Below are 21,310 nucleotides of genomic sequence, written 5' to 3' on the forward strand. Positions count from 1 at the left end.
GTCAGGCCGGGAGTACGACCACGCGGCGCTCGGGCTCCTCGCCCTCGGACTCGCTGCGCAGCCCCGCGGCCGCCACCGCGTCATGGACGACCTTCCGCTCGAAGGGCGTCATCGGCTTCAGCTTCACCGGCTCACCGCTGCCCTTCGCCTCCTCGGCCGCCTTGGCGCCCAGCACCGCCAGCTCCTCGCGCTTGCGCGCACGGAACCCGCCGATGTCCAGCATCAGCCGGCTGCGGTCGCCCGTCTCACGGTGCACCGCCAGCCGCGTCAGCTCCTGGAGCGCCTCCAGCACCTCACCGTCACGCCCCACCAGCTTCTGCAGGTCCCGGCTGGTCGAGTCGCTGATGATCGATACGGCGGCCCGGTCGGCCTCCACATCCATATCGATGTCGCCGTCGAGGTCGGCGATGTCCAGCAGCCCCTCGAGGTAGTCGGCCGCGATCTCGCCTTCCTGCTCAAGGCGGGAGAGGGTGTCGGTTCCCTCGGCGGCGGCCCCAGCCGACTGACTCTGTGTGTCCGTCACTGTGGACTCCTTCTACTTCTTGGACGGGTGCTTGGGACGCTGCGGGCCCTTGCGCTGCCCGGACTTGGCATTACGGGAAGAAGAGCCACCGGCCGACTTGGGCTTGTCGTCCTCCGGCTGCTTCTTGTCGAGCGACGGCTTGGCATCCGTCGTGCCGCCCGTCTTGCCGGCCTTGCTGCGCTCACCCGTCGGCGCGGCATTCTCGGAACCCGTGGCCTTGGCCCCGCCCTGGACAGCGGTCGTACCGGCCTGGCGCTTCGCCTTCGGCTGCCGCTTGGGCTGCTGCCGGTTCGCGCGAGCGGCCTCGACCGCCTTCTTCGCCTCGACCTCCTCCGGGTCCTCCTTCAGCTTGCCCTTCGCCCGCAGCCGCTCCTGGCGCTGCTTGAAGGCGAGGCTGCCGGGGGTCGGGTTACGGCGGATGACGAACATCTGCTGACCCATGGTCCACACGTTGGTGGTCAGCCAGTAGACGAGAACACCGACGGGGAAGTTGATGCCGAACACGGCGAACATGATCGGGAAGACGTACATCAGCATCTTCTGCTGCTGCATGAACGGCGTCTTCACCGTGAGGTCGACGTTCTTCGTCATCAGCTGGCGCTGCGTGTAGAACTGCGACGCCGACATCAGCACGATCATGATGATCGTCACGACGCGCACATCGGTCAGCGTGGCGCCGAGCGCCTCGACCTTGGACGCGCTGTCCATGAACTTCACGGACAGCGGGGCGCCGAAGATGTGCGCCTCACGGGCGCTCTCCAGCAGCGGCTTGTCGATGACGCCGACGACCCTGCCCTGCGCGATGTGGTTCAGGACCTGGTACAGCGAGATGAAGAACGGGGACTGCGCCAGAATCGGGAGGCAGCTCGAGAGCGGGTTGGTGCCCGACTCCTTGTAGAGCTTCATCATCTCTTCGGACTGGCGCTGCTTGTCGCTCTTGTAACGCTCCTGGATCGCCTTCATCTTCGGCTGGAGCACCTGCATGTTCCGCGTCGCCTTGATCTGCTTCACAAAAAGCGGGATCAGGCAGATACGGATCAGGACCACCAGCGAGACGATGGACAGACCCCAGGCCCAGCCACTGTTCTTGTCGAAGATCAAGCTGTAGAACGAGTGGAACTGGACGATGATCCAGGAAACTGCTTTATAAAGAGGACCGAGGATCGTGTCCACGAATCAGGCTCCTTGGGCGTTGGGCTGAGTCTCGGGCTGTGCGGCGGGCTCGGCAGAACTCCCACCCAGGCGGCTCCTCAGCCGCTGATGCCAGACCGGATGCTTCCGGGGAGGTACGTGGTCGACGCCGCCGAGCGACCACGGATTGCAGCGCAGGATGCGCCACGCCGTCAGCACCGTTCCTTTGACCGCGCCGTGCACGTTGATAGCCGTGTAGCCATAGTGCGAGCAGGACGGGTAGTACTTGCAGACCGGCCCAAGGAGAGGGCTGATGGTCCACTGATACAGCTTGATCAACCAGAGCAGCGGATACTTCACTGTGCGCTCCCTCCCGGGTCTCGGCCGGGGCTCCGGGGGTCGCCTCCCGGGGGATTGCAGCGTCGCGGCGCGCCGTTCATCAGCCGCTGGATCGCGGCGTCGAGATCACGGGCCAGCTGACCGTGGTCGGCCTCGCCCGCGCCGGGCAGCGCCCGTACGACAACCAGGCTACCGGCGGGAAAAAACTCCAGCCGGTCGCGCATGAGGTGACGCAGTCTCCGCTTCACCAGGTTGCGTACGACAGCACCACCCACGGCCTTGCTGACGACGAAACCCGCACGCACCGGAGGAGCGGTCTCCCCAGGTGGGTGCGGGTCCGTTGGACCACTGCGGAAGTGGACGACGAGGAGCGGGCGCCCGGCCCTGCGTCCTCGGCGTACCGCGGTCGCAAAGTCCTCGCGCCGCCTCAGCCGAGACTCGGTAGGCAGCACGTCATGACCTATGCGAGATCAGGCGGAAAGGCGGGCGCGACCCTTGCCACGGCGGGACGCGAGAATCGCGCGGCCGGCACGGGTGCGCATACGCAGCCGGAAGCCGTGGGTCTTCGCGCGGCGGCGGTTGTTCGGCTGGAAGGTGCGCTTGCTCACTCGGGGGCTCCAGAAATGAATCGTGTGATGGCGGGACATCGCCTGGCTGTCACCGTGCGCCCACGAGAAGCTCGCAATACGCCCGAGTGCACCGCTTCAGAACCACGGTCCAGAGACCGTGATCTTTGCCCATCGGAGGCAGGCGGCAGCAGCCATCGACAACTCGACCTGCTCACGGTACGCACGGCTACGCCATCCGGTCAAACCGGCGGCGCACCATGAAGAACCGTAACCCTACGCGAGCCCACCGCGACGCCCGGCCGTCCCCCGTGGCACATTTGTGCACACCCCTGTGGACAACGACTTGAACCCCGCACCTCGGCCTGACTACCTTGGCTGAACTCCGCATCCTTCCCGCCCGTCCCGAGAACCACACATTCGTGGGACACCCGGGTGCCCCCAGTGACTGAGAGAGCGTGCCCTGTGGCCGACCTGCCCGCCGATCTTGCCGCAGTGTGGCCACGCGTACTGGAGCAGCTCCTCGGCGAAGGGAGGGGCCAAGGAGTCGAGGCCAAGGACGAGCGCTGGATCACCCGCTGCCAGCCCCTGGCGCTGGTCGCCGACACCGCGCTGCTCGCCGTGCCCAACGAATTCGCCAAGGGCGTACTCGAAGGCCGCCTGGCGCCGATCGTCAGCGAGACCCTCAGCCGCGAGTGCGGCCGCCCCATCCGGATCGCGATCACCGTCGACTCCTCCGCCGGCGAGCCGCCCGCGCCCCAGCCCCCGGCCCCCCCGCACCAGCAGCAGCACCAGGAGCGGCCTCAGCAGCAGCACTACGAGGAACCGCCCCGCGACGCGTACGACGGCTACGACAACCGCGACAGCTACGGACGCCCGGCCCCCGCCGACGACCAGCTCCCGACCGCGCGCCCCGCGTACCCCGAGTACCAGCAGCGCCCCGACCCCGGCGCCTGGCCGCGTCCGCACGACAACTACGGCTGGCAGCAGCCGCGCCTGGGCGGATTCCCGGAGAACGACCCGTACGCGCAGCACGGTCAGCACGGCCAGCAGCACCCGCCCCAGCAGTACGAGCAGCAATACGACCAGTCGCAGTACGAGCCGTCCCCGTACGAGCAGTCGCAGTACGAGCACCAGCAGCCGTCCTCGGACTACCGGTCCGCGGCGCCCGAGCGCCTGCCGTACGACCAGCAGCAGCGCCGCGACCTCCACGACGGCCCGCCCGGACACCTGCGCGGCGGCGGCCAGGGCGTCGGTCAGGGGAGCCACGGCGGCGGCAATGGGAGCGCTCTGCCCGCGCCCACCGGCGCGCCCGGCCCGCTCGCGGCGCAGCCGGCCCCGGCGCCCGCCCCCGGCGAGCCCCACGCCCGCCTCAACCCGAAGTACCTCTTCGACACCTTCGTCATCGGGGCGTCCAACCGCTTCGCCCACGCGGCGGCTGTCGCGGTCGCCGAGGCGCCGGCCAAGGCGTACAACCCCCTCTTCATCTACGGGGAGTCGGGGCTCGGCAAGACCCACCTGCTGCACGCCATCGGGCACTACGCGCGGAGCCTCTACCCCGGCACCCGGGTGCGCTATGTGAGCTCGGAGGAGTTCACCAACGAGTTCATCAACTCGATCCGCGACGGCAAGGGCGACACCTTCCGCAAGCGGTACCGGGATGTGGACATCCTGCTGGTCGACGACATCCAGTTCCTCGCGAGCAAGGAGTCGACGCAGGAGGAGTTCTTCCACACGTTCAATACGCTGCACAACGCCAACAAGCAGATCGTGCTGTCCTCGGACCGGCCGCCCAAGCAGCTCGTGACCCTGGAGGACCGGCTCCGCAACCGCTTCGAGTGGGGGCTGACCACCGATGTGCAGCCGCCGGAGCTGGAGACGCGGATCGCGATCCTCCGTAAGAAGGCGGTCCAGGAGCAGCTGAACGCGCCCCCCGAGGTGCTGGAATTCATCGCCTCCCGCATCTCGCGCAATATCCGCGAGCTGGAGGGCGCGCTGATCAGGGTGACGGCGTTCGCGAGCCTGAACCGGCAGCCCGTGGATCTCGGGCTGACCGAGATCGTGCTCAAGGACCTGATCCCCGGCGGCGAGGACGCCTCGCCGGAGATCACCGCGCCCGCCATCATGGCGGCGACCGCGGACTACTTCGGGCACACCGTCGAGGACCTCTGCGGGGCCTCGCGCAGCCGGGTGCTGGTCACGGCGCGCCAGATCGCGATGTATCTGTGCCGGGAGCTGACGGACCTGTCGCTGCCGAAGATCGGCGCGCAGTTCGGCAACCGGGACCATACGACGGTGATGCACGCCGACCGCAAGATCCGGGCGCTGATGGCCGAGCGCCGGTCCATCTACAACCAGGTGACCGAGCTGACGAACCGCATCAAGAACAGCTGACCCGCGGCGCCCAGGCGCTCCAGGAGCACTCCTGGAGCGCCTTTTCGTCGTTCCAGAGGCTGTGGAGGGCGCGGCGGGAGGCGCCGGAGGGGCTGCACAGGCTGTGCACGGTCGCCGGGGCTGTTCGATTTCGGGTCGGCCGGGTCCGCTTCTCCACAGATGAGGGGACAATCTCCCGTCCACACCCTGGGGACCGCGAAGTTGTCCAGACTGCGTCCACAAGGCATGCCGCTGATGCAGTATCAGGGGAGGTCAGCGGCTTGGGGATTTGTGACTAACGCTCATCCACAGGGTGTGGATGAAAGATCGGCACACAAGAGGGCCGGTCCGTCGTCCACCGGCCGCCCACAGGGATGCCCGCCTTGTGCACAGCCTTTCCACACGTCTGTCCACTGTTCGGCAACGCAACACCCGTGGTCACCGTGGCGAGTGAAAGGCGTCACACCAAGGAGGTTGGTTGGGCTGTGGGGAACGTGGGTATTTCTGGGGACGGCGCTGGGGAGAAGTACCCCCTCCCTGTGCATCGGGTGTGCAGAACTTTCGGCAGTCCACAGAGACACCGGTTTATCCACGGGTGCCGCCCACAGGACCGGTGGACAAAAAACGCGCTCTGACCTGCGCAAAACAGGTTGTCCACGGTTTCCACAGGACCTACTACTACGACCACTTAGATGTAGCTGGGAACTCGCTTGGAAGTGGGCCCTGTGCACAACTCGGCACCGGACCGCCCGACACCTCCCGCCCCGACTTGACCCCGAGCCGCACCGACTGTCGGTGCCGTGCGTCAGACTGGTCTCCGGCAAATCAGCCGACGACGAAGGCCAGCAGGGCGAGCCAGCAACAGCAGGAGGCGGTTTCCGGTGAAGATCCGGGTGGAGCGCGATGTACTCGCGGAGGCAGTGGCCTGGGCGGCCAAGAGCCTCCCGGCCCGTCCGCCGGTGCCCGTCCTCGCGGGCCTGCTGCTGAAGGCAGAAGAGGGCGCACTGAGCCTGTCGGGCTTCGACTACGAGGTCTCGGCCCGCGTCTCCGTCGAGGCGGACGTGGAAGAGGGCGGCACGGTTCTCGTCTCCGGCAGGCTGCTGGCCGACATCTGCCGGGCGCTGCCCAACCGCCCCGTGGAGATTTCCACCGACGGTGTACGAGTGACCGTCGTCTGCGGCTCGTCCCGGTTCACGCTCCACACACTCCCTGTGGAGGAGTACCCGGCGCTGCCGCAGATGCCGACCGCCACCGGCACTGTCCCCGGTGAGGTCTTCGCCGCGGCCGCCGCCCAGGTCGCCATCGCCGCCGGCCGCGACGACACGCTGCCCGTACTGACCGGTGTGCGGATCGAGATCGAGGGCGACACCGTCACCCTCGCCTCCACCGACCGCTACCGCTTCGCCGTCCGCGAATTCATGTGGAAGCCGGAGACCCCGGACATCTCCGCGGTCGCCCTGGTGCCCGCCAAGACGCTCCTGGACACCGCCAAGTCGCTCAGCGGCGGCGACACGGTGTCGCTGGCGCTGTCCGGCTCCGGCGCCGGAGAGGGGCTGATCGGCTTCGAGGGCGCCGGCCGCCGTACGACGACCCGGCTGCTCGAAGGCGACCTGCCGAAGTACCGCACGCTCTTCCCGACGGAGTTCAACTCCATCGCCGTGATCGAGACCGCGCCGTTCGTCGAGGCCGTCAAGCGTGTGGCGCTGGTGGCCGAGCGGAACACCCCGGTGCGGCTCAGCTTCGAGCAGGGCGTGCTGATCCTGGAGGCCGGCTCCAGCGACGACGCACAGGCTGTGGAGCGCGTCGACGCCCAGCTCGACGGCGACGACATCTCGATCGCCTTCAATCCGGGCTTCCTGCTGGAGGGGCTGTCGGCGATCGACTCGCCCGTCGCCCAGCTCTCCTTCACGACCTCCACGAAGCCCGCGCTGCTCAGCGGCCGGCCGGCCGTGGACGCCGAGGCGGACGAGGCGTACAAGTACCTGATCATGCCGGTGCGGCTGTCCGGCTGACGCTCATGACAACGGGTGGGCGGGTCGGAGACGGGGGTTGCGCCCCTGCTCCGGCCGCCCCCGCCGCCGGTCGGCCGATGAGCGGCTGAGCCCACAGGTGTGCACGCACCCACGGGCGTAGGCTCGGCCTCAGGTACGAATCGCAACGACTACGGCATAGAGGATCACTGATGGAGCTCGGTCTCGTCGGTCTCGGCAAGATGGGCGGCAACATGCGCGAGCGCATCCGCCGCGCAGGCCACACCGTCATCGGATACGACCGCAATCCGGACCTCGCGGATGTCCAGAGCCTCAATGAGCTCGTGGACTCGCTCAAGGGTCCGCGCGTGGTGTGGGTCATGGTTCCCGCGGGCGCGGCGACCCAGTCCACCGTCGACGAGCTCTCCGAGCTGCTCTCGCCCGGCGACGTCCTCGTGGACGGCGGCAACTCCCGCTGGACGGACGACGAGAAGCACGCGGAGGAGCTGGCCGCCAAGGGCATCGGCTTCGTCGACTGCGGCGTCTCGGGCGGCGTCTGGGGGCTGGAGAACGGCTACGCGCTGATGTACGGCGGCGCGACCGAGGACGTCGCGAAGGTGCAGCCGATCTTCGACGCGCTCAAGCCGGAGGGCGAGTACGGCTCGGTCCACGCGGGCAAGGTCGGGGCCGGTCACTTCGCCAAGATGGTCCACAACGGCATCGAGTACGCGATGATGCAGGCGTACGCCGAGGGCTGGGAGCTCCTGGAGAAGGTCGACTCCGTCACCGACGTCCGCGAGGTCTTCCGCAGCTGGCAGGAGGGCACGGTCATCCGTTCCTGGCTGCTCGACCTGGCCGTCAACGCGCTCGACGACGACGAGCACCTGGAGAAGCTGCGCGGGTTCGCGGCGGACTCGGGCGAGGGCCGTTGGACGGTGGAGGCCGCGATCGACAACGCGGTGCCGCTGCCGGCGATCACCGCGTCGTTGTTCGCGCGGTTCGCGTCCCGGCAGGACGACTCCCCGCAGATGAAGATGATCGCCGCGCTGCGCAACCAGTTCGGTGGCCACGCGGTCGAGAACAAGAAGTAAGCAGCTCAGCTCCGCAGTAAGCAGCCGGGGGAGGTCGGCGCGCACCCATGCACGTATCGCATTTGTCGCTGGCCGACTTCCGCTCGTACGCCCGGGTCGAGGTTCCGCTCGATCCGGGCGTGACGGCTTTCGTGGGGCCCAATGGGCAGGGAAAGACCAATCTCGTCGAGGCGGTCGGCTATCTGGCGACCCTCGGCAGCCACCGGGTCTCCTCCGACGCGCCGCTGGTGCGGATGGGGGCGGAGCGGGCGATCGTCCGGGCCCAGGTGGTGCAGGGCGAGCGGCAGCAGCTGGTGGAGCTGGAGCTGAATCCGGGGCGCGCGAACCGCGCTCGTATCAACCGGTCGTCGCAGGTCAGGCCGCGGGATGTGCTGGGCATCGTGCGGACGGTGCTGTTCGCGCCGGAGGATCTGGCGCTGGTCAAGGGCGATCCGGGCGAGCGGCGCCGCTTCCTGGACGAGCTGATCACGGCCCGGTCGCCGCGGATGGCGGGGGTGCGCTCGGATTACGACCGGGTGCTCAAGCAGCGCAATACGTTGCTGAAGACCGCGGCGATGGCGCGGCGGCACGGCGGGCGGCAGCTGGATCTGTCGACGCTGGACGTGTGGGACCAGCATCTGGCGCGGGCGGCGGCGGAGCTGCTGGCGGCGCGGTTGGACCTGGTGGCGACGTTGCAGCCGCTGGCGGACAAGGCGTACGAGCAGCTGGCGCCGGGCGGCGGTCCGGTGGGGCTGGGGTACCGGGGTTCGGTGGGCGAGGCGCTCCCCGAGACGCCCGCGGGGGCGCCGGGCCGGGAGGAGTTGTTCGCTCTGGTGCTCGCGGCGCTGGAGGGGGCGCGCAAGCAGGAGATCGAGCGCGGCGTGACGCTGGTGGGCCCGCACCGGGACGATCTGCTGCTGAATCTGGGCCGGCTGCCCGCGAAGGGGTATGCGAGCCACGGCGAGTCCTGGTCGTACGCGCTGGCGCTGCGGCTGGCCTCGTACGAGCTGCTGCGGGCCGAGGGCGGCGAGCCGGTGCTGGTGCTGGACGATGTCTTCGCGGAGCTGGACGTGCGTCGGCGGGAGCGGCTGGCGGAGCTGGTCGCGCCGGGTGAGCAGGTGCTGGTGACGGCGGCGGTGGGCGACGATGTGCCGGGTGTGCTGACGGGGGCGCGGTTCGCGGTGTCGGAGGGCGTGGTCGAGCGCGTATGAGCGAGCAGCCGCGGGGTTCGTCTTCGCAGCCCCGTACGCCGTCGGATCCGTCGTCCCCCTCTTCGGGGCAGCCGTCGGCCGCCGAGCAGCCTTCGGGGGCGCCGGAGCCGTCCGGGGTGGATCTGGCGCGGGTGGCGCTGCGCGCGGCGAAGGAGCAGGCGCGGGCGCGGGGCAACGCGGCGCAGCAGAAGCGGCAGGCCCGGCGTGGGGGCGTGCGCTCCGGAGCGCGTGCGGACGGGCGTGATCCGCTGCCGCTGGGTGCGGCGATCAACCGTCTGATCACTGAGCGTGGCTGGGAGGCGCCGGCGGCGGTGGGCGGTGTGATGGGGCGCTGGTCGCAGATGGTGGGGCCGGAGGTGGCGCAGCACTGTGAGCCGCAGCGGTACGACGAGGACGCGCGGGTGCTGACGGTGCTGTGCGACTCGACCGCCTGGGCGACTCAACTCCGTTTGCTGGCACCGCAGTTGGTGGCCCGGCTGAACGCGGATCTGGGGCAGGGCACGGTCCGTCTGATCAAGGTGTCGGGGCCCGGCGGTCCTGGTCGGCGGTACGGGCCGCTGCGGGCGCCGGGGAGCCGCGGTCCGGGCGATACGTACGGGTGAGACCGGGGTGGGGGCTGAGCCCCCGCTCTCGGTAGCGGGCGGTTGACAGCTCGAAGCGCTGAGTGCCGCCGTGAGCCTCTTGAGGGCCTGGGTCACATATAGGGAGTCGGCGGTTGGCGGCTCAGGGCGGCACATGAGGACTCAGGTACCGCCAAACCCCCATTCATGTCAGCGCTACCGGTAGACTGGTAGCAATCCCGCCGACTCGCGGAACATGTCGAACGACGCAGCCGCTCCTGCCTGCCCCGGAACGGGGATTCCCCGCCGCAAGCAGGGAACGACGGCTTGTGCTGTGCCAGAAAGGGCGCTTCGTGGCCGATTCCGGCAACCCCAACGAGAACATCACCGCTCCCCAGACAGAAGGGGCTCCTTCGGGCGCCGTCGACGGCGAGCCGTCATACGACGCCAGTGCGATCACGGTCCTTGAGGGTCTGGACGCGGTCCGCAAGCGTCCCGGTATGTACATCGGCTCGACCGGTGAGCGGGGCCTGCACCACCTGGTGCAGGAGGTCGTCGACAACTCCGTCGACGAGGCCATGGCCGGCCACGCGGACAAGATCGACGTCACGATCCTGCCGGACGGCGGCGTGCGCGTGATCGACAACGGCCGCGGCATCCCGGTGGGCATCGTCCCCTCCGAGGGCAAGCCGGCCGTCGAGGTCGTGCTGACGGTGCTGCACGCGGGCGGCAAGTTCGGCGGCGGCGGCTACGCCGTCTCCGGCGGTCTGCACGGCGTCGGCGTGTCGGTCGTCAACGCGCTGTCGACCAAGGTGGCGGTCGAGGTGAAGACGGACGGCTACCGCTGGACCCAGGACTACAAGCTCGGCACGCCGACGGCTCCGCTGCAGCGCAACGAGGAGACGGAGGAGACGGGCACGACCGTCACCTTCTGGGCCGACGGCGACATCTTCGAGACCACGGAGTACTCCTTCGAGACGCTGGCGCGGCGTTTCCAGGAGATGGCGTTCCTGAACAAGGGACTGAACATCTCGCTGACGGACGAGCGCGCCGATCACGTCGACGAGGAGGGCAAACCGCTCGCGGTCCGGTACCACTACGAGGGCGGCATCGTCGACTTCGTGAAGTACCTGAATTCCCGCAAGGGTGAGCTGATTCACCCGACGGTGATCGACATCGAGGCCGAGGACAAGGAGCGGATGCTCTCCCTTGAGGTCGCGATGCAGTGGAACAGCCAGTTCAGCGAGGGTGTATACAGCTTCGCGAACACGATCCACACGCATGAGGGCGGTACGCACGAAGAGGGTTTCCGTGCGGCGATGACCGGGCTGGTCAACCGTTACGCGCGGGAGAAGAAGTTCCTCCGGGAGAAGGACGACAACCTCACCGGCGAGGACATCCGCGAGGGTCTGACGGCGATCATCTCGATCAAACTCGGCGAGCCGCAGTTCGAGGGCCAGACGAAGACGAAGCTGGGCAACACGGAGGCGAAGACCTTTGTGCAGCGGGTGGTGCACGAGCACCTGACGGACTGGTTCGACCGTAATCCCAATGAGGCCGCGGACATCATCCGCAAGGCGATCACGGCGGCCACGGCGCGGGTCGCGGCGCGAAAGGCGCGGGATCTCACGCGGCGCAAGGGGCTGCTGGAGAGCGCCTCTCTGCCCGGAAAGCTGAGCGACTGCCAGTCGAACGACCCGACGAAGTGCGAGATCTTCATCGTCGAGGGCGACTCGGCCGGCGGCTCCGCGAAGTCGGGCCGTAATCCGCAGTACCAGGCGATTCTCCCGATTCGAGGCAAGATCCTCAATGTGGAGAAGGCCCGGATCGACAAGATCCTTCAGAACACCGAGGTGCAGGCGCTGATCTCGGCGTTCGGCACGGGTGTGCACGAGGACTTCGAGATCGAGAAGCTCCGCTATCACAAGATCATTCTGATGGCAGACGCCGACGTCGACGGCCAGCACATCAACACCCTGCTGCTCACCTTCCTCTTCCGCTTTATGCGGCCGCTGGTCGAGGCGGGTCACGTCTATCTCTCGCGCCCCCCGCTCTACAAGATCAAGTGGGGTCGGGACGACTTCGAGTACGCGTATTCGGACCGCGAGCGGGACGCGCTGATCCAGCTCGGCCGGGAGAACGGGAAGCGGATCAAGGACGATTCGGTCCAGCGCTTCAAGGGCCTCGGCGAGATGAACGCCGAGGAGCTGCGTATCACCACCATGGACGTCGACCACCGCGTGCTGGGCCAGGTCTCCCTGGACGACGCGGCGCAGGCGGACGACCTGTTCTCGGTGCTGATGGGCGAGGACGTCGAGGCTCGGCGCTCGTTCATCCAGCGCAATGCCAAGGACGTCCGTTTCCTCGACATCTGAGCCCTGCCGGCAGCTCCCCGGCGATTCGCCGCGGGGTTTTCCAGCCGCAGCTCGAAAGGACTTTGAACAGCAATGGCCGACGAGACACCTGACATTCCCGTGGGTTCCGTGACCCCGGAAGGCGAGCCTGCCGCGGTGGAAGGCGTGGGAATGCGCGTCGAGCCCGTCGGGCTCGAGACGGAGATGCAGCGCTCGTATCTCGACTACGCGATGAGCGTGATCGTCTCGCGTGCGCTGCCCGATGTGCGCGATGGCCTCAAGCCCGTGCACCGGCGCGTTCTGTACGCGATGTACGACGGCGGTTACCGGCCCGAGAAGGGCTTCTACAAGTGCGCCCGCGTCGTCGGCGACGTGATGGGCACGTACCACCCGCACGGCGACTCCTCGATCTACGACGCGCTGGTCCGCCTGGCGCAGCACTGGTCGATGCGGATGCCGCTGGTGGATTCCAACGGCAACTTCGGTTCCCCGGGCAATGACCCGGCCGCCGCCATGCGGTACACCGAGTGCAAGATGATGCCGCTGGCCATGGAGATGCTCCGGGACATCGACGAGGAGACCGTCGAATTCCAGGACAACTACGACGGCCGCAATCAGGAGCCGACCGTACTTCCGGCGCGGTTCCCGAATCTGCTGATCAACGGCTCGGCGGGCATCGCGGTCGGTATGGCGACCAATATCCCGCCGCACAATCTCCGCGAGGTCGCGGAGGGCGCCCAGTGGTATCTGGCGAATCCGGAGGCGACCCCGGAGGAACTGCTCGAGGCGCTCATCGACCGCATCAAGGGCCCGGACTTCCCGACCGGCGCGCTGGTCGTCGGCCGCAAGGGCATCGAGGAGGCGTACCGCACGGGTCGCGGCTCGATCACGATGCGCGCGGTGGTGGCGGTCGAGGAGATCCAGAACCGGCAGTGCCTGGTGGTCACCGAGCTGCCGTACCAGGTGAACCCCGACAACCTCGCCCAGAAGATCGCCGACCTGGTGAAGGACGGCAGGGTCGGCGGCATCGCGGACGTACGGGACGAGACCTCCTCGCGCACGGGCCAGCGGCTGGTGGTCGTCCTCAAGCGGGACGCCGTCGCCAAGGTCGTGCTGAACAACCTGTACAAGCACACCGACCTGCAGACGAACTTCGGCGCGAACATGCTGGCGCTGGTCGACGGGGTGCCGCGCACGCTGTCGATCGACGCGTTCATCCGCAACTGGGTCACGCACCAGGTCGAGGTCATCGTCCGGCGGACGCGGTTCCGGCTGCGCAAGGCCGAGGAGCGCGCGCACATCCTGCGCGGCCTGCTGAAGGCCCTGGACGCCATCGACGAGGTCATCGCGCTGATCCGGCGCAGTGAGACCGTCGACGTCGCGCGTGAGGGCCTGATGGGGCTGCTGACGATCGACGAGATCCAGGCGAACGCGATCCTGGAGATGCAGCTGCGGCGCCTCGCCGCGCTGGAGCACCGGAAGATCACCGCCGAGCACGACGAACTCCAGGCGAAGATCAACGAGTACAACGCGATCCTCGCCTCGCCGGAGCGGCAGCGGCAGATCATCAGCGAGGAGCTGCAGGCGATCGTCGACAAGTTCGGCGACGACCGGCGCTCGAAGCTGGTGCCCTTCGACGGCGACATGTCCATCGAGGACCTGATCGCCGAGGAGGACATCGTCGTCACCATCACCAAGGGCGGCTATGTCAAGCGGACCAAGAGCGAGGACTACCGCTCGCAGAAGCGCGGCGGCAAGGGCGTGCGGGGCACGAAGCTGAAGCAGGACGACATCGTCGACCACTTCTTCGTCTCCACGACCCACCACTGGCTGCTGTTCTTCACCAACAAGGGCCGGGTGTACCGGGCGAAGGCGTACGAGCTGCCGGACGCCGGCCGGGACGCGCGGGGCCAGCACGTGGCCAACCTGCTCGCTTTCCAGCCGGACGAGCAGATCGCGCAGATCCTGGCGATCCGGGACTACGAGGCGGTTCCGTACCTGGTCCTGGCGACGAAGTCGGGCCTGGTGAAGAAGACTTCGCTCAAGGACTACGATTCCCCGCGTTCGGGTGGTGTCATCGCGATCAACCTCCGTGAGGCGGAGGACGGGACCGAGGACGAGCTGATCGGTGCGGAGTTGGTCTCCTCCGAAGATGATCTACTTCTGATCAGCAAGAAGGCGCAATCGATCCGGTTCACCGCCACGGACGAAGCTCTGCGTCCCATGGGGCGCGCCACCTCGGGCGTCAAGGGGATGAGTTTCAGGGAGGGGGACGAGCTCCTCTCGATGAATGTCGTGCGTGCCGGTACGTTCGTCTTCACTGCTACGGATGGTGGGTACGCGAAGCGCACGAATGTCGATGAGTACCGCGTCCAGGGTCGGGGCGGGCTGGGCATCAAGGCCGCCAAGATCGTGGAGGACCGCGGCTCGCTGGTCGGCGCACTGGTGGTGGAGGAGAGCGATGAGATCCTCGCCATCACGCTGAGCGGCGGTGTGATCCGTACGCGGGTCAGCGAGGTCAGGGAGACGGGCCGTGACACCATGGGCGTCCAACTGATCAACCTGGGTAAGCGCGATGCCGTTGTGGGCATCGCCAGGAACGCCGAGGCCGGTCGCGAGGCTGAAGAGGTCGTTGAGTTGGCCGACGCAGCCGCGGATGACGGGCCCGAGGCGGCCGAGGGCGAAGCGCCTTCGGCCGAGGAGACCGAGGAGTAAGTCTTGAGTGGAGCCACGGGCGCCGCGGCGGGCGGCGCGGGTGCCAAGGGGCGAAAGCCTGGCGGGCCCGCGACCGATACGGCCGGCGCCCGGGGTGCTGCCGCAGACTCCCAGGGGGGAACCGTGACGGACACCCGAGGGTCGCAGCCGTACGACGCGTACGCGTCGGGGCCGCTGCCCGGCGAGCGTCGGGGGCAGCAGCAGCCCGCGCAGCCGTACCACCCGCCGCAGGCGTACGCGCCGCCGGCGGAGCGTACGGGCGGTGGTGCCGGAGGGGGTACGGGCGGTGGCGCCGCGGGCGGATCGGAACAGCACGGCGTACGGAAGCCGAGGACCGGTATTCATACGGAACCGCGTACGCGCAAGGCCCGGCTGCGGGTGGCGAAAGCCGACCCGTGGTCGGTGATGAAGGTCAGTTTCCTGCTGTCGATCGCGCTGGGCGTGTGCACGATCGTGGCGGCGTCGGTGCTGTGGATGGTGATGGACGCCATGGGCGTCTTCTCCACGGTCGGCGGAACGATCAGTGAGGCGACGGACGCCAACAACGGCGGCGGATTCGACCTCCAGTCGTTCCTGTCGCTGCCGCGAGTGCTGCTGTTCACGTCGATCATCGCGGTGATCGACGTGGTGCTGGCGACGGCGCTGGCGACGCTCGGAGCCTTCATCTACAACCTGTCGGCCGGGTTCGTCGGGGGCGTGGAGCTCACGCTCGCCGAGGACGAATAGGGCCGACGGCCGGCCGCGGGCGGGCCGGCGGTTATCGATTTTGGGACTTGGCCCTGGGTGCGCTAATCTTTCGGTGCAGCGCGGGGCTATAGCTCAGACGGTTAGAGCGCTTCCCTGATAAGGAAGAGGCCACAGGTTCAAGTCCTGTTAGCCCCACCGCGTGAAAGGGCCCCAGCCAGAGATGGCTGGGGCCCTTTGACTTGCTCGCGGCGGGTCGGGCTTCGGCTGGGGCGCGGGGTTTCGGCGGCGGCTTCGCCCGCACCGGAGTCAGGCGGCGGCTGTCAGGGAGTCCGTCCGATGGCTGTCAGGGAGTTCGTCCGATGCAGACCATGTCGACCTTGTCATTGCGGTGGTCCCCGGAGCCGACCGACCACTTCTGACCGACCTGTACGTCGTCCAGCCAGGTCCAGGTGCCGGTCCAGTTGTACATGTGGACCACGTTGCCGCCCCGGTTCCACACCGAGCTGATGCGGTCGTTGAACGGGGGGTTCATGGTGCCGAGGTTGAAACACGCGGAGCTGGGCGCTCGCCACATGTCGCCGTTGCCGTTGGCATTGGAGAAGTAACACGAAGAACCGCTCGGGCAGCGGTCGTAGCCGCTGGCGGCCGTCGCGGCCGGGGCGCTGGTGGCGGTCGCGCCGAGGGCGAGGGCCGTTGCCGCGAAGGCTAAGACCGCTCTTCGTCTGGCTTTCGAGTTCACCGGATGCTCCTTCTGCTGATCGGGCAGCGGACGCTGTCGCGTCCTCCGATGTGGATATTCCGACGTAGATATGACGCCATCCAGTGGTTGAACATGCAAGCTTGTTTTCCGCCGTTGCTGGAGGACGGCAGGCACGACCCGGCACGGCACGGCATCGGCGGTCTGGCGGGTTCGCCGCGTCGTGTGCTGGACGAGTACCGCGATGCCGGGTCAGCGGTTGTGTGGCTGTGGCTGTGGCTGTGGCTGTGGCTACGGCTGTGGTTGCGGCTCGGCCGGTGGCGTTCGTACGGTCGCGCTGGCCTCCTGGGCGGCGGAGACGATCTCCTGGAGGGCCGTGACGTGCCGCGTCAGTGAGCGGTGTCCGTCAGCGGTGAGGGAGAGCCAGGTGCGCGGTCGCTTGCCGACGTAGCCTTTGCGGATCTCCGCGTACCCGGCGGCTTCCAGCACCGAAGCGGCCTTGCTCAGCACCGAGTCGGACACCTGGCAGTGGTCGCGTACCACCGCGAACTCGGCTTCGGCGCAAGCGGACAGGAACGCCGCCACGGCCAGCCGCGTGGGGTTGTGCAGCGTCTCGTCGAGGCCGGCCGCCTGCGGTCTCCGAGCTCTCGGCGGGTCGGCGGTCATGCCGAACCCCGCATGTCCCGCAGCCGGCGGTCGATCGCGGTGTTGTGCCGGGCGAATCCGGCCCAGAAACCGAGCCCCAGGGCGACGGCCAGGACGGTGACGGCGACGTGCGCGCTGCCGCCGAGGGCCGCGCACGCGCCTCCCGCCAGGCAGGCGACGAGGAGGGCGGGGAACAGGATGGTGAGCGTCCGTTTCGTGCGCTCGGCCCTGGCGGCTTCGGAGTCGGGCGGCACCACGCCCCTCCTTCGCCGTGCGATCCGCCTGAGCGCGAGGGCCGCCAGCCCGGCCAGCGGCAAGGCGACCCACAGCTGGACGGCCGCGTTGCCGGATTCCAGAAACCGCTGCGCGACGATGACGTAGATCGCGAGCACGGCGCCGGCTGCCGGCCCGTACCAGCCGGGCACGGTACGGGCCTGGAATCGCGCTCGCGCTTGGGCGTCCTCGACATCGCGCAGGGCGCGCGTCGCGGCCTCGGGTGACAGGGGCGGCGCGGGCGGCGGAGCCGTGCCGTCGCGCTCTTCGCCGGTGGTGTGCTGCTCCATCACGTGCTCCCGAGTCCGCCGGCGGAGTCTCCGCCGGTCGGCTTTTTCCAGCATGACATCTATTTTCCATCGTGGAAAGTGATTGGCTATGGTGAGCGTCGACACATGCGGGACGCGGGTCGATTTGGCATGCGCATTTTCAATTGCACTCGCTTGGGGAGCGGGCGGGAGCGGGCTCGCGGCCCGCCGGCCCCCAACCGCCCTGACCGGCCCGTACGGGAATTCCCCGGCCCGGCCGATTCATTTCGCGCGGGTGCGCAGTTGACGAAGGACGCAGGTCACCGATCGATATCGGGTGGTGTGTATCATCGGCCACCAGAAGGTCCCCTACGTCAATGAAAGACGAGGTCGCGCGGTGAAGAAGCTTCTCCTGGTCGCCCTGGCCGCCATCGGCGGTCTCCTCGTGTACCGCCAGATCCAGGCGGATCGCGCCGAGCAGGATCTGTGGACGGAGGCGACCGACTCCGTGCCCGCAGGTTCGGGTGTGTGAGACGACTACCCCGGACGGGGCCCTGATCGCTGAGGCGGTCGGGGCCCCGTTTCCGTTGTCGGGGGAGGCCGTTCCGTGGGGTGCTCACCCCAGAGTGTTTGCTCTCGCGAATTGAATCGTTGCTGGTGTGAATCAGCTGACGGAGAGCGCGTAGATGCCCACGGCCAAACAGATCAGCGCCACGATCACCACCGGGATCGCGACCTTCGGGGGCGGTCCCGGTTGGCGTGTGCGGGCGGCCGCGTGGCGGTACGGGGCGGCCGCGTGGCGGTACGGGGCGGCGGCGGGGCGCGACGAGGGGTACGGGGGCGTGGGGGGATAGGCGGGCGGCAGGGGGGCTTGGGGAGTGTGGGGAGCCTGGGGGATGTGGGGCAGGCGCTGTGGGGAAGGGGGCGTCTGCGGTGACGGCGCGGCGCCGCCCGCCGGCCTCGCCGCTGCCCCGCCTTTCGCCGCCGGCCGCTCCGGCCCGTTCGGTCCGAACCCCTCGGGCAGCGGCCCGAGCTGGTCGAAGACCTCGATCACTTCCTCGTCGAAGCCGGGTTCCGGCAGCAGTTCCACCGCCGCGGTCAGCGCCTTCCGCGCGCCCGTGGCCGTACGGAACCGGATGTACGGGTCCGGCTGCAGCAGATTGGCTATGACCTGCCACAGCGGTTCCGGCACCTCTTCCGGGGCGTTGGGTATGCCGTGGTCGAGGAAGAGCTGGACGAGGGCCTCCGCGTCCGGTTTGCGGCCGGTGAGCAGGTAGAGGGCGACGAGGCCGACGGCGAAGAGGTCGGCGGGGAAGTCCGGTTCCTCGCCCATCATCTGCTCCGGCGCGAAATAACCGGGCGTGCCCATGACGAAGTTGGTGTCCGTGAGGCGCGGTTCGCCCTTGCGCATCGCGATGCCGAAGTCGGAGAGCCGCAGGTGCGGGCGGCCGGTGCCGGTCGCCTCCAGCAGGATGTTGGCGGGCTTGATGTCGCGGTGCACGACACCCTCGTCGTGGACGGCCGTCAGCCCCGACAGCAGCTGGTCGAGCAGCGTGCACACGAAGGACGGCGGCAACGGGCCGTAGTCCCCGATGAGATGGGACAGCGAGCCGCCGCGCACCACGTCCATGGTGAACAGCACCTTGTCGTCGTCGGCCGCCCAGCTCATCGGCGCGAGCACATGCGGATGATCGATCCGCAGCGCCTGTTCCCGTACGAATCTCAGCAGGGTGTGCGCGTCGCTCTGCTGCAGTACCTTCGCTGCCACATAACGCCGTCGCCGCTGGTCCCAGGCGCGCCAGACGGCGCCGACGCCGCCGCGCCCGATCGGGTCGACCAGCTCGTACCGGCCGGCGAAGACCTCACCCATCGCGCTGTGCCCACCCCCACGTCGGCCCGGTCAGCTCCCGGCCGGCTTCCGGTCGTCAGCTCTGGTGCGCCTCGTAGTGTGCGACCGCCTCCGCGGTCCGCCCCGCGCCGTACACCCGCAGGAACTCGGCCAGTTCGGGGTGGGAGGCGCTCAGGGTGTCCGCCGCATCGATGATGTCGCCGGCCGCGGCCACGGAGCGCAGCAGCGACTGGATCTCCCGCACCACGCGCCGTACGGTCGGGGCGCCGCTGCTCGCGGTGGTCTGGGTGGTGTTGAGCACGGAGCCGCCCGAGGTCTTCTTGACCTCCTCCATGCGGTCCGCGGCCTCGGCGGCGCTGACGCTGCCGTCCGCGACCTGGCTCGACAACTCCTGGAGCGCCTGCACGCGTTGGACCACAGCCGGGTTGCCGATCTTCGCGCGCTGGCCGCTCATGAGCTGGGACAGCATCGGGGCGGAGAGGCCGAGTACGGACGCGAGGCGGGCCTGGTTGAGACCGAGATCGTCGATGAGACGGCGGAAGAGCGCCCCGAGCGGCTCCCCGTACCAGCTTCGCTGTAGCTCTCGTGCGCGGGCGGTGGCTTCCTGCTGTGCTGCGTCCATCTCGCTCTCCCCTTCGCTTCGCTGCCGCGAATCTTGCGGTGCATCCTACGGAGCGCGGTACGCGCGAGCGATACCCGGTCGGGGATGACGTCCGGTACCCGGTACCCTGGTCGGGAACGGGGCCTTAGCTCAGTTGGTAGAGCGCTGTCTTTGCATGGCAGATGTCAGGGGTTCGACTCCCCTAGGCTCCACATATATGCACCCCTCTGATCTGCGGAAACGCGATTAGGGGGGTGTTTTTGTCCCGATTTCCCGCGCTGATGTGTCAGCACGGTGGTGCTGACACGCGGTATGTGTGGCCTTTGTTCATGGGGCCCGGGGCGGTTGTTTCTCCCCTGTCGGGCCCCCGTCTTTGCGCAGGGTGGCAAGGGGCGGCCTGAGAGGGCTGCGGTCCGTTTCGGGGTTGCTGTCGTGGGTGGGCGGTATCGTCGGGCGTATGCAGGAGCGCTGGGAGGACGAGCGGGCGGCGATGGTCGTGCTGCTTCGGCGCGCCCATACGGAGCGGCAGGAGCGCGAGGCCGTGGCGCGGGTGATGGAGGCCGGTAGCGCCTCTCGACTCCTCGATGAGGAGCAGCAGTCGCTCTTCGGCGGTCCTGTTCAGGAGGAGCTGCCCGCTGCGCGGGCCGAGTTGGAGCGTTGGGCGGCGCAGGGGATCGGGGTGCGTGCGCTGACCGAGGCGGACTATCCGCACCAGCTGAGCAGTGCTTTCGACGCCCCTGGGCTCGTCTTCACTCGTGGAGAAGCGCGTTCCGGGGATGCCGGGGTGGCCGTGGTCGGCTCGCGCAGCGCCGCGCAGCGTGATCTTGCTCGGGCGGCCGCTCTTGCCGGTGGTCTCGTTGCGCGCGGACTGAGTGTGGTGTCCGGGTTGGCGGCGGGGATCGATACGGCTGCGACCGAGACTGCGCTGGATGCGGGTGGGCGGGCGGTCGGTGTGATCGGTACTGGCGTGTATCACGCCTATCCGCCGGAGAATCTTGCCCTGCACCGCAGGGTTGTGTCTTCGGGATTGGTGTTGTCGCCGTTCTGGCCGGAGACTCCGCCGTCGAAGACGACGTTTCCACGGCGGAACGGCACGATGTCGGCGTATTGCCTGGCCACGGTCATCATGGCGGCGGGGCCGCGCAGCGGTACGCGTATCCAGGCGCGTAAGGCGGTCGAGCACGGCCGCCCGGTGATTTTGCTGCGTTCGGCGCTTGAGGGGAACGACTGGGCGCATGAGCTGCTGGACCGGCCCGATGTCCACGTCGCTGACGGGGTCGATGAGGCCCTGGCGGTACTGGATGAGATCGTGCGTCGCCCGGCGGACATGGACCGGCTGCTGCGGGACCTCGTCGACCTGCCGTGACGCGGCATTCGGGAGACGGCAGGGCTGCTCGGTCTGCCGAGATCATCGCCCGTACTCGATTCACCGATCATTTCCTGGCACCTGTCCGCGCTGCCCGCGGCATCTGTGCGGTGTGCGCGGGTCCTCTGGCTG

19 protein-coding genes, 2 tRNA genes and 1 pseudogene are annotated in these 21,310 nt (G+C 68.5%); 12 read left to right on the forward strand and 10 right to left on the reverse strand.

Annotation, left to right across the window (positions count from 1 at the left end):
• Position 1: 1 nt before the first annotated feature.
• The 5 genes and pseudogenes from AB0I49_RS04175 to rpmH all read right to left on the reverse strand — a co-directional run bounded on the left by AB0I49_RS04175 (position 2) and on the right by rpmH (position 2,601).
• Positions 2–523, reverse strand: a complete 522-nt coding sequence (locus AB0I49_RS04175; RefSeq protein WP_363225266.1) for a R3H domain-containing nucleic acid-binding protein — start codon at positions 521–523, stop codon at positions 2–4.
• Between the two features lie 12 nt (positions 524–535).
• Positions 536–1,696 carry a membrane protein insertase YidC gene (gene yidC / locus AB0I49_RS04180; protein WP_363225267.1) on the reverse strand — a complete coding sequence of 387 codons (1,161 nt, stop codon included), beginning with the start codon at positions 1,694–1,696 and terminating at the stop codon, positions 536–538.
• Positions 1,697–1,699: 3 nt separating this feature from the next.
• Positions 1,700–2,014 (reverse strand): membrane protein insertion efficiency factor YidD, encoded by a 315-nt coding sequence (yidD, locus tag AB0I49_RS04185; protein ID WP_030882169.1) that lies wholly within the window; start codon positions 2,012–2,014, stop codon positions 1,700–1,702.
• Positions 2,015–2,076: 62 nt separating this feature from the next.
• Positions 2,077–2,445 (reverse strand): annotated as a pseudogene (rnpA, locus tag AB0I49_RS04190) (ribonuclease P protein component); the annotation flags it as partial.
• 18 nt (positions 2,446–2,463) lie between these two features.
• Positions 2,464–2,601 (reverse strand): 50S ribosomal protein L34, encoded by a 138-nt coding sequence (gene rpmH, locus AB0I49_RS04195; protein ID WP_003949374.1) that lies wholly within the window; start codon positions 2,599–2,601, stop codon positions 2,464–2,466.
• A gap of 423 nt (positions 2,602–3,024) precedes the next feature.
• Here rpmH and dnaA point away from each other — a divergent pair, with 423 nt between their 5' ends.
• From dnaA to AB0I49_RS04240, 9 genes are all read left to right on the forward strand, one after another.
• Complete coding sequence (gene dnaA, locus AB0I49_RS04200) at positions 3,025–4,953, forward strand: chromosomal replication initiator protein DnaA (protein ID WP_363225268.1); 1,929 nt, start codon at positions 3,025–3,027, stop codon at positions 4,951–4,953.
• Positions 4,954–5,813: 860 nt separating this feature from the next.
• Positions 5,814–6,944, forward strand: coding sequence for a DNA polymerase III subunit beta (dnaN, locus tag AB0I49_RS04205; protein ID WP_363225269.1), 1,131 nt, complete (start codon positions 5,814–5,816; stop codon positions 6,942–6,944).
• Between the two features lie 170 nt (positions 6,945–7,114).
• On the forward strand, positions 7,115–7,993 hold the full coding sequence (gnd, locus tag AB0I49_RS04210) for a phosphogluconate dehydrogenase (NAD(+)-dependent, decarboxylating) (RefSeq protein ID WP_030882162.1): 879 nt from the start codon (positions 7,115–7,117) through the stop codon (positions 7,991–7,993).
• A gap of 47 nt (positions 7,994–8,040) precedes the next feature.
• Positions 8,041–9,183: a DNA replication/repair protein RecF gene (gene recF, locus AB0I49_RS04215; RefSeq protein ID WP_363225270.1), complete on the forward strand. Its 1,143-nt coding sequence runs from the start codon at positions 8,041–8,043 to the stop codon at positions 9,181–9,183.
• On the forward strand, positions 9,180–9,785 hold the full coding sequence (locus AB0I49_RS04220; RefSeq protein ID WP_363225272.1) for a DciA family protein: 606 nt from the start codon (positions 9,180–9,182) through the stop codon (positions 9,783–9,785). Before recF ends, AB0I49_RS04220 begins: the two co-directional genes overlap by 4 nt.
• 287 nt (positions 9,786–10,072) lie before the next feature.
• Positions 10,073–12,118, forward strand: a complete 2,046-nt coding sequence (gene gyrB, locus AB0I49_RS04225; protein ID WP_363225273.1) for a DNA topoisomerase (ATP-hydrolyzing) subunit B — start codon at positions 10,073–10,075, stop codon at positions 12,116–12,118.
• 72 nt (positions 12,119–12,190) lie between these two features.
• Positions 12,191–14,812, forward strand: coding sequence for a DNA gyrase subunit A (gene gyrA / locus AB0I49_RS04230; protein ID WP_363225274.1), 2,622 nt, complete (start codon positions 12,191–12,193; stop codon positions 14,810–14,812).
• A gap of 123 nt (positions 14,813–14,935) precedes the next feature.
• Positions 14,936–15,538: a DUF3566 domain-containing protein gene (locus AB0I49_RS04235; RefSeq protein WP_363225275.1), complete on the forward strand. Its 603-nt coding sequence runs from the start codon at positions 14,936–14,938 to the stop codon at positions 15,536–15,538.
• Between the two features lie 82 nt (positions 15,539–15,620).
• A tRNA-Ile gene (locus AB0I49_RS04240) sits at positions 15,621–15,694 on the forward strand.
• Between the two features lie 148 nt (positions 15,695–15,842).
• On the opposite strand, the gene AB0I49_RS04245 is transcribed toward AB0I49_RS04240, so the two are convergent.
• From AB0I49_RS04245 to AB0I49_RS04255, 3 genes are all read right to left on the reverse strand, one after another.
• Positions 15,843–16,238 (reverse strand): peptidase inhibitor family I36 protein, encoded by a 396-nt coding sequence (locus AB0I49_RS04245; RefSeq protein WP_363225276.1) that lies wholly within the window; start codon positions 16,236–16,238, stop codon positions 15,843–15,845.
• Between the two features lie 249 nt (positions 16,239–16,487).
• Positions 16,488–16,862 carry a transcriptional regulator gene (locus tag AB0I49_RS04250; RefSeq protein WP_363225277.1) on the reverse strand — a complete coding sequence of 125 codons (375 nt, stop codon included), beginning with the start codon at positions 16,860–16,862 and terminating at the stop codon, positions 16,488–16,490.
• The gene (locus tag AB0I49_RS04255) at positions 16,859–17,404 is read right to left on the reverse strand and encodes a hypothetical protein (RefSeq protein WP_363225278.1); all 546 of its coding nucleotides are present in this window, start codon (positions 17,402–17,404) and stop codon (positions 16,859–16,861) included. Before AB0I49_RS04255 ends, AB0I49_RS04250 begins: the two co-directional genes overlap by 4 nt.
• A gap of 355 nt (positions 17,405–17,759) precedes the next feature.
• Here AB0I49_RS04255 and AB0I49_RS04260 point away from each other — a divergent pair, with 355 nt between their 5' ends.
• Positions 17,760–17,894 (forward strand): DLW-39 family protein, encoded by a 135-nt coding sequence (locus AB0I49_RS04260; RefSeq protein WP_003958712.1) that lies wholly within the window; start codon positions 17,760–17,762, stop codon positions 17,892–17,894.
• A 132-nt stretch (positions 17,895–18,026) separates the two neighbouring features.
• On the opposite strand, the gene AB0I49_RS04265 is transcribed toward AB0I49_RS04260, so the two are convergent.
• Positions 18,027–19,232: a serine/threonine-protein kinase gene (locus AB0I49_RS04265; protein WP_363225279.1), complete on the reverse strand. Its 1,206-nt coding sequence runs from the start codon at positions 19,230–19,232 to the stop codon at positions 18,027–18,029.
• A gap of 55 nt (positions 19,233–19,287) precedes the next feature.
• Complete coding sequence (locus AB0I49_RS04270) at positions 19,288–19,833, reverse strand: DNA-binding protein (protein ID WP_363225280.1); 546 nt, start codon at positions 19,831–19,833, stop codon at positions 19,288–19,290.
• Between the two features lie 118 nt (positions 19,834–19,951).
• Between AB0I49_RS04270 and AB0I49_RS04275 the strand changes: the two genes are divergently transcribed.
• Positions 19,952–20,024, forward strand: a tRNA-Ala gene (locus AB0I49_RS04275).
• 245 nt (positions 20,025–20,269) lie between these two features.
• Entirely contained in the window at positions 20,270–21,178 is a 909-nt protein-coding gene (locus AB0I49_RS04280; RefSeq protein WP_363225281.1) for a DNA-processing protein DprA, read from the forward strand.
• Positions 21,179–21,310 lie beyond the last annotated feature (132 nt).

Source organism: Streptomyces sp. NPDC050617, from assembly GCF_040654795.1.
Lineage (GTDB): Bacteria > Actinomycetota > Actinomycetes > Streptomycetales > Streptomycetaceae > Streptomyces.

What these genes read in the sequence shown, in the direction of transcription:
- gnd (WP_030882162.1), top strand. Translation starts at nt 7,115, where the DNA reads ATGGAGCTCGGTCTCGTCGGTCTCGGCAAGATGGGCGGCAACATGCGC.
- AB0I49_RS04255 (WP_363225278.1), bottom strand. Translation starts at nt 17,404, where the DNA reads ATGGAGCAGCACACCACCGGCGAAGAGCGCGACGGCACGGCTCCGCCG.
- AB0I49_RS04265 (WP_363225279.1), bottom strand. Translation starts at nt 19,232, where the DNA reads ATGGGTGAGGTCTTCGCCGGCCGGTACGAGCTGGTCGACCCGATCGGG.
- AB0I49_RS04250 (WP_363225277.1), bottom strand. Translation starts at nt 16,862, where the DNA reads ATGACCGCCGACCCGCCGAGAGCTCGGAGACCGCAGGCGGCCGGCCTC.
- AB0I49_RS04220 (WP_363225272.1), top strand. Translation starts at nt 9,180, where the DNA reads ATGAGCGAGCAGCCGCGGGGTTCGTCTTCGCAGCCCCGTACGCCGTCG.
- recF (WP_363225270.1), top strand. Translation starts at nt 8,041, where the DNA reads ATGCACGTATCGCATTTGTCGCTGGCCGACTTCCGCTCGTACGCCCGG.
- gyrA (WP_363225274.1), top strand. Translation starts at nt 12,191, where the DNA reads ATGGCCGACGAGACACCTGACATTCCCGTGGGTTCCGTGACCCCGGAA.
- AB0I49_RS04270 (WP_363225280.1), bottom strand. Translation starts at nt 19,833, where the DNA reads ATGGACGCAGCACAGCAGGAAGCCACCGCCCGCGCACGAGAGCTACAG.
- AB0I49_RS04280 (WP_363225281.1), top strand. Translation starts at nt 20,270, where the DNA reads ATGCAGGAGCGCTGGGAGGACGAGCGGGCGGCGATGGTCGTGCTGCTT.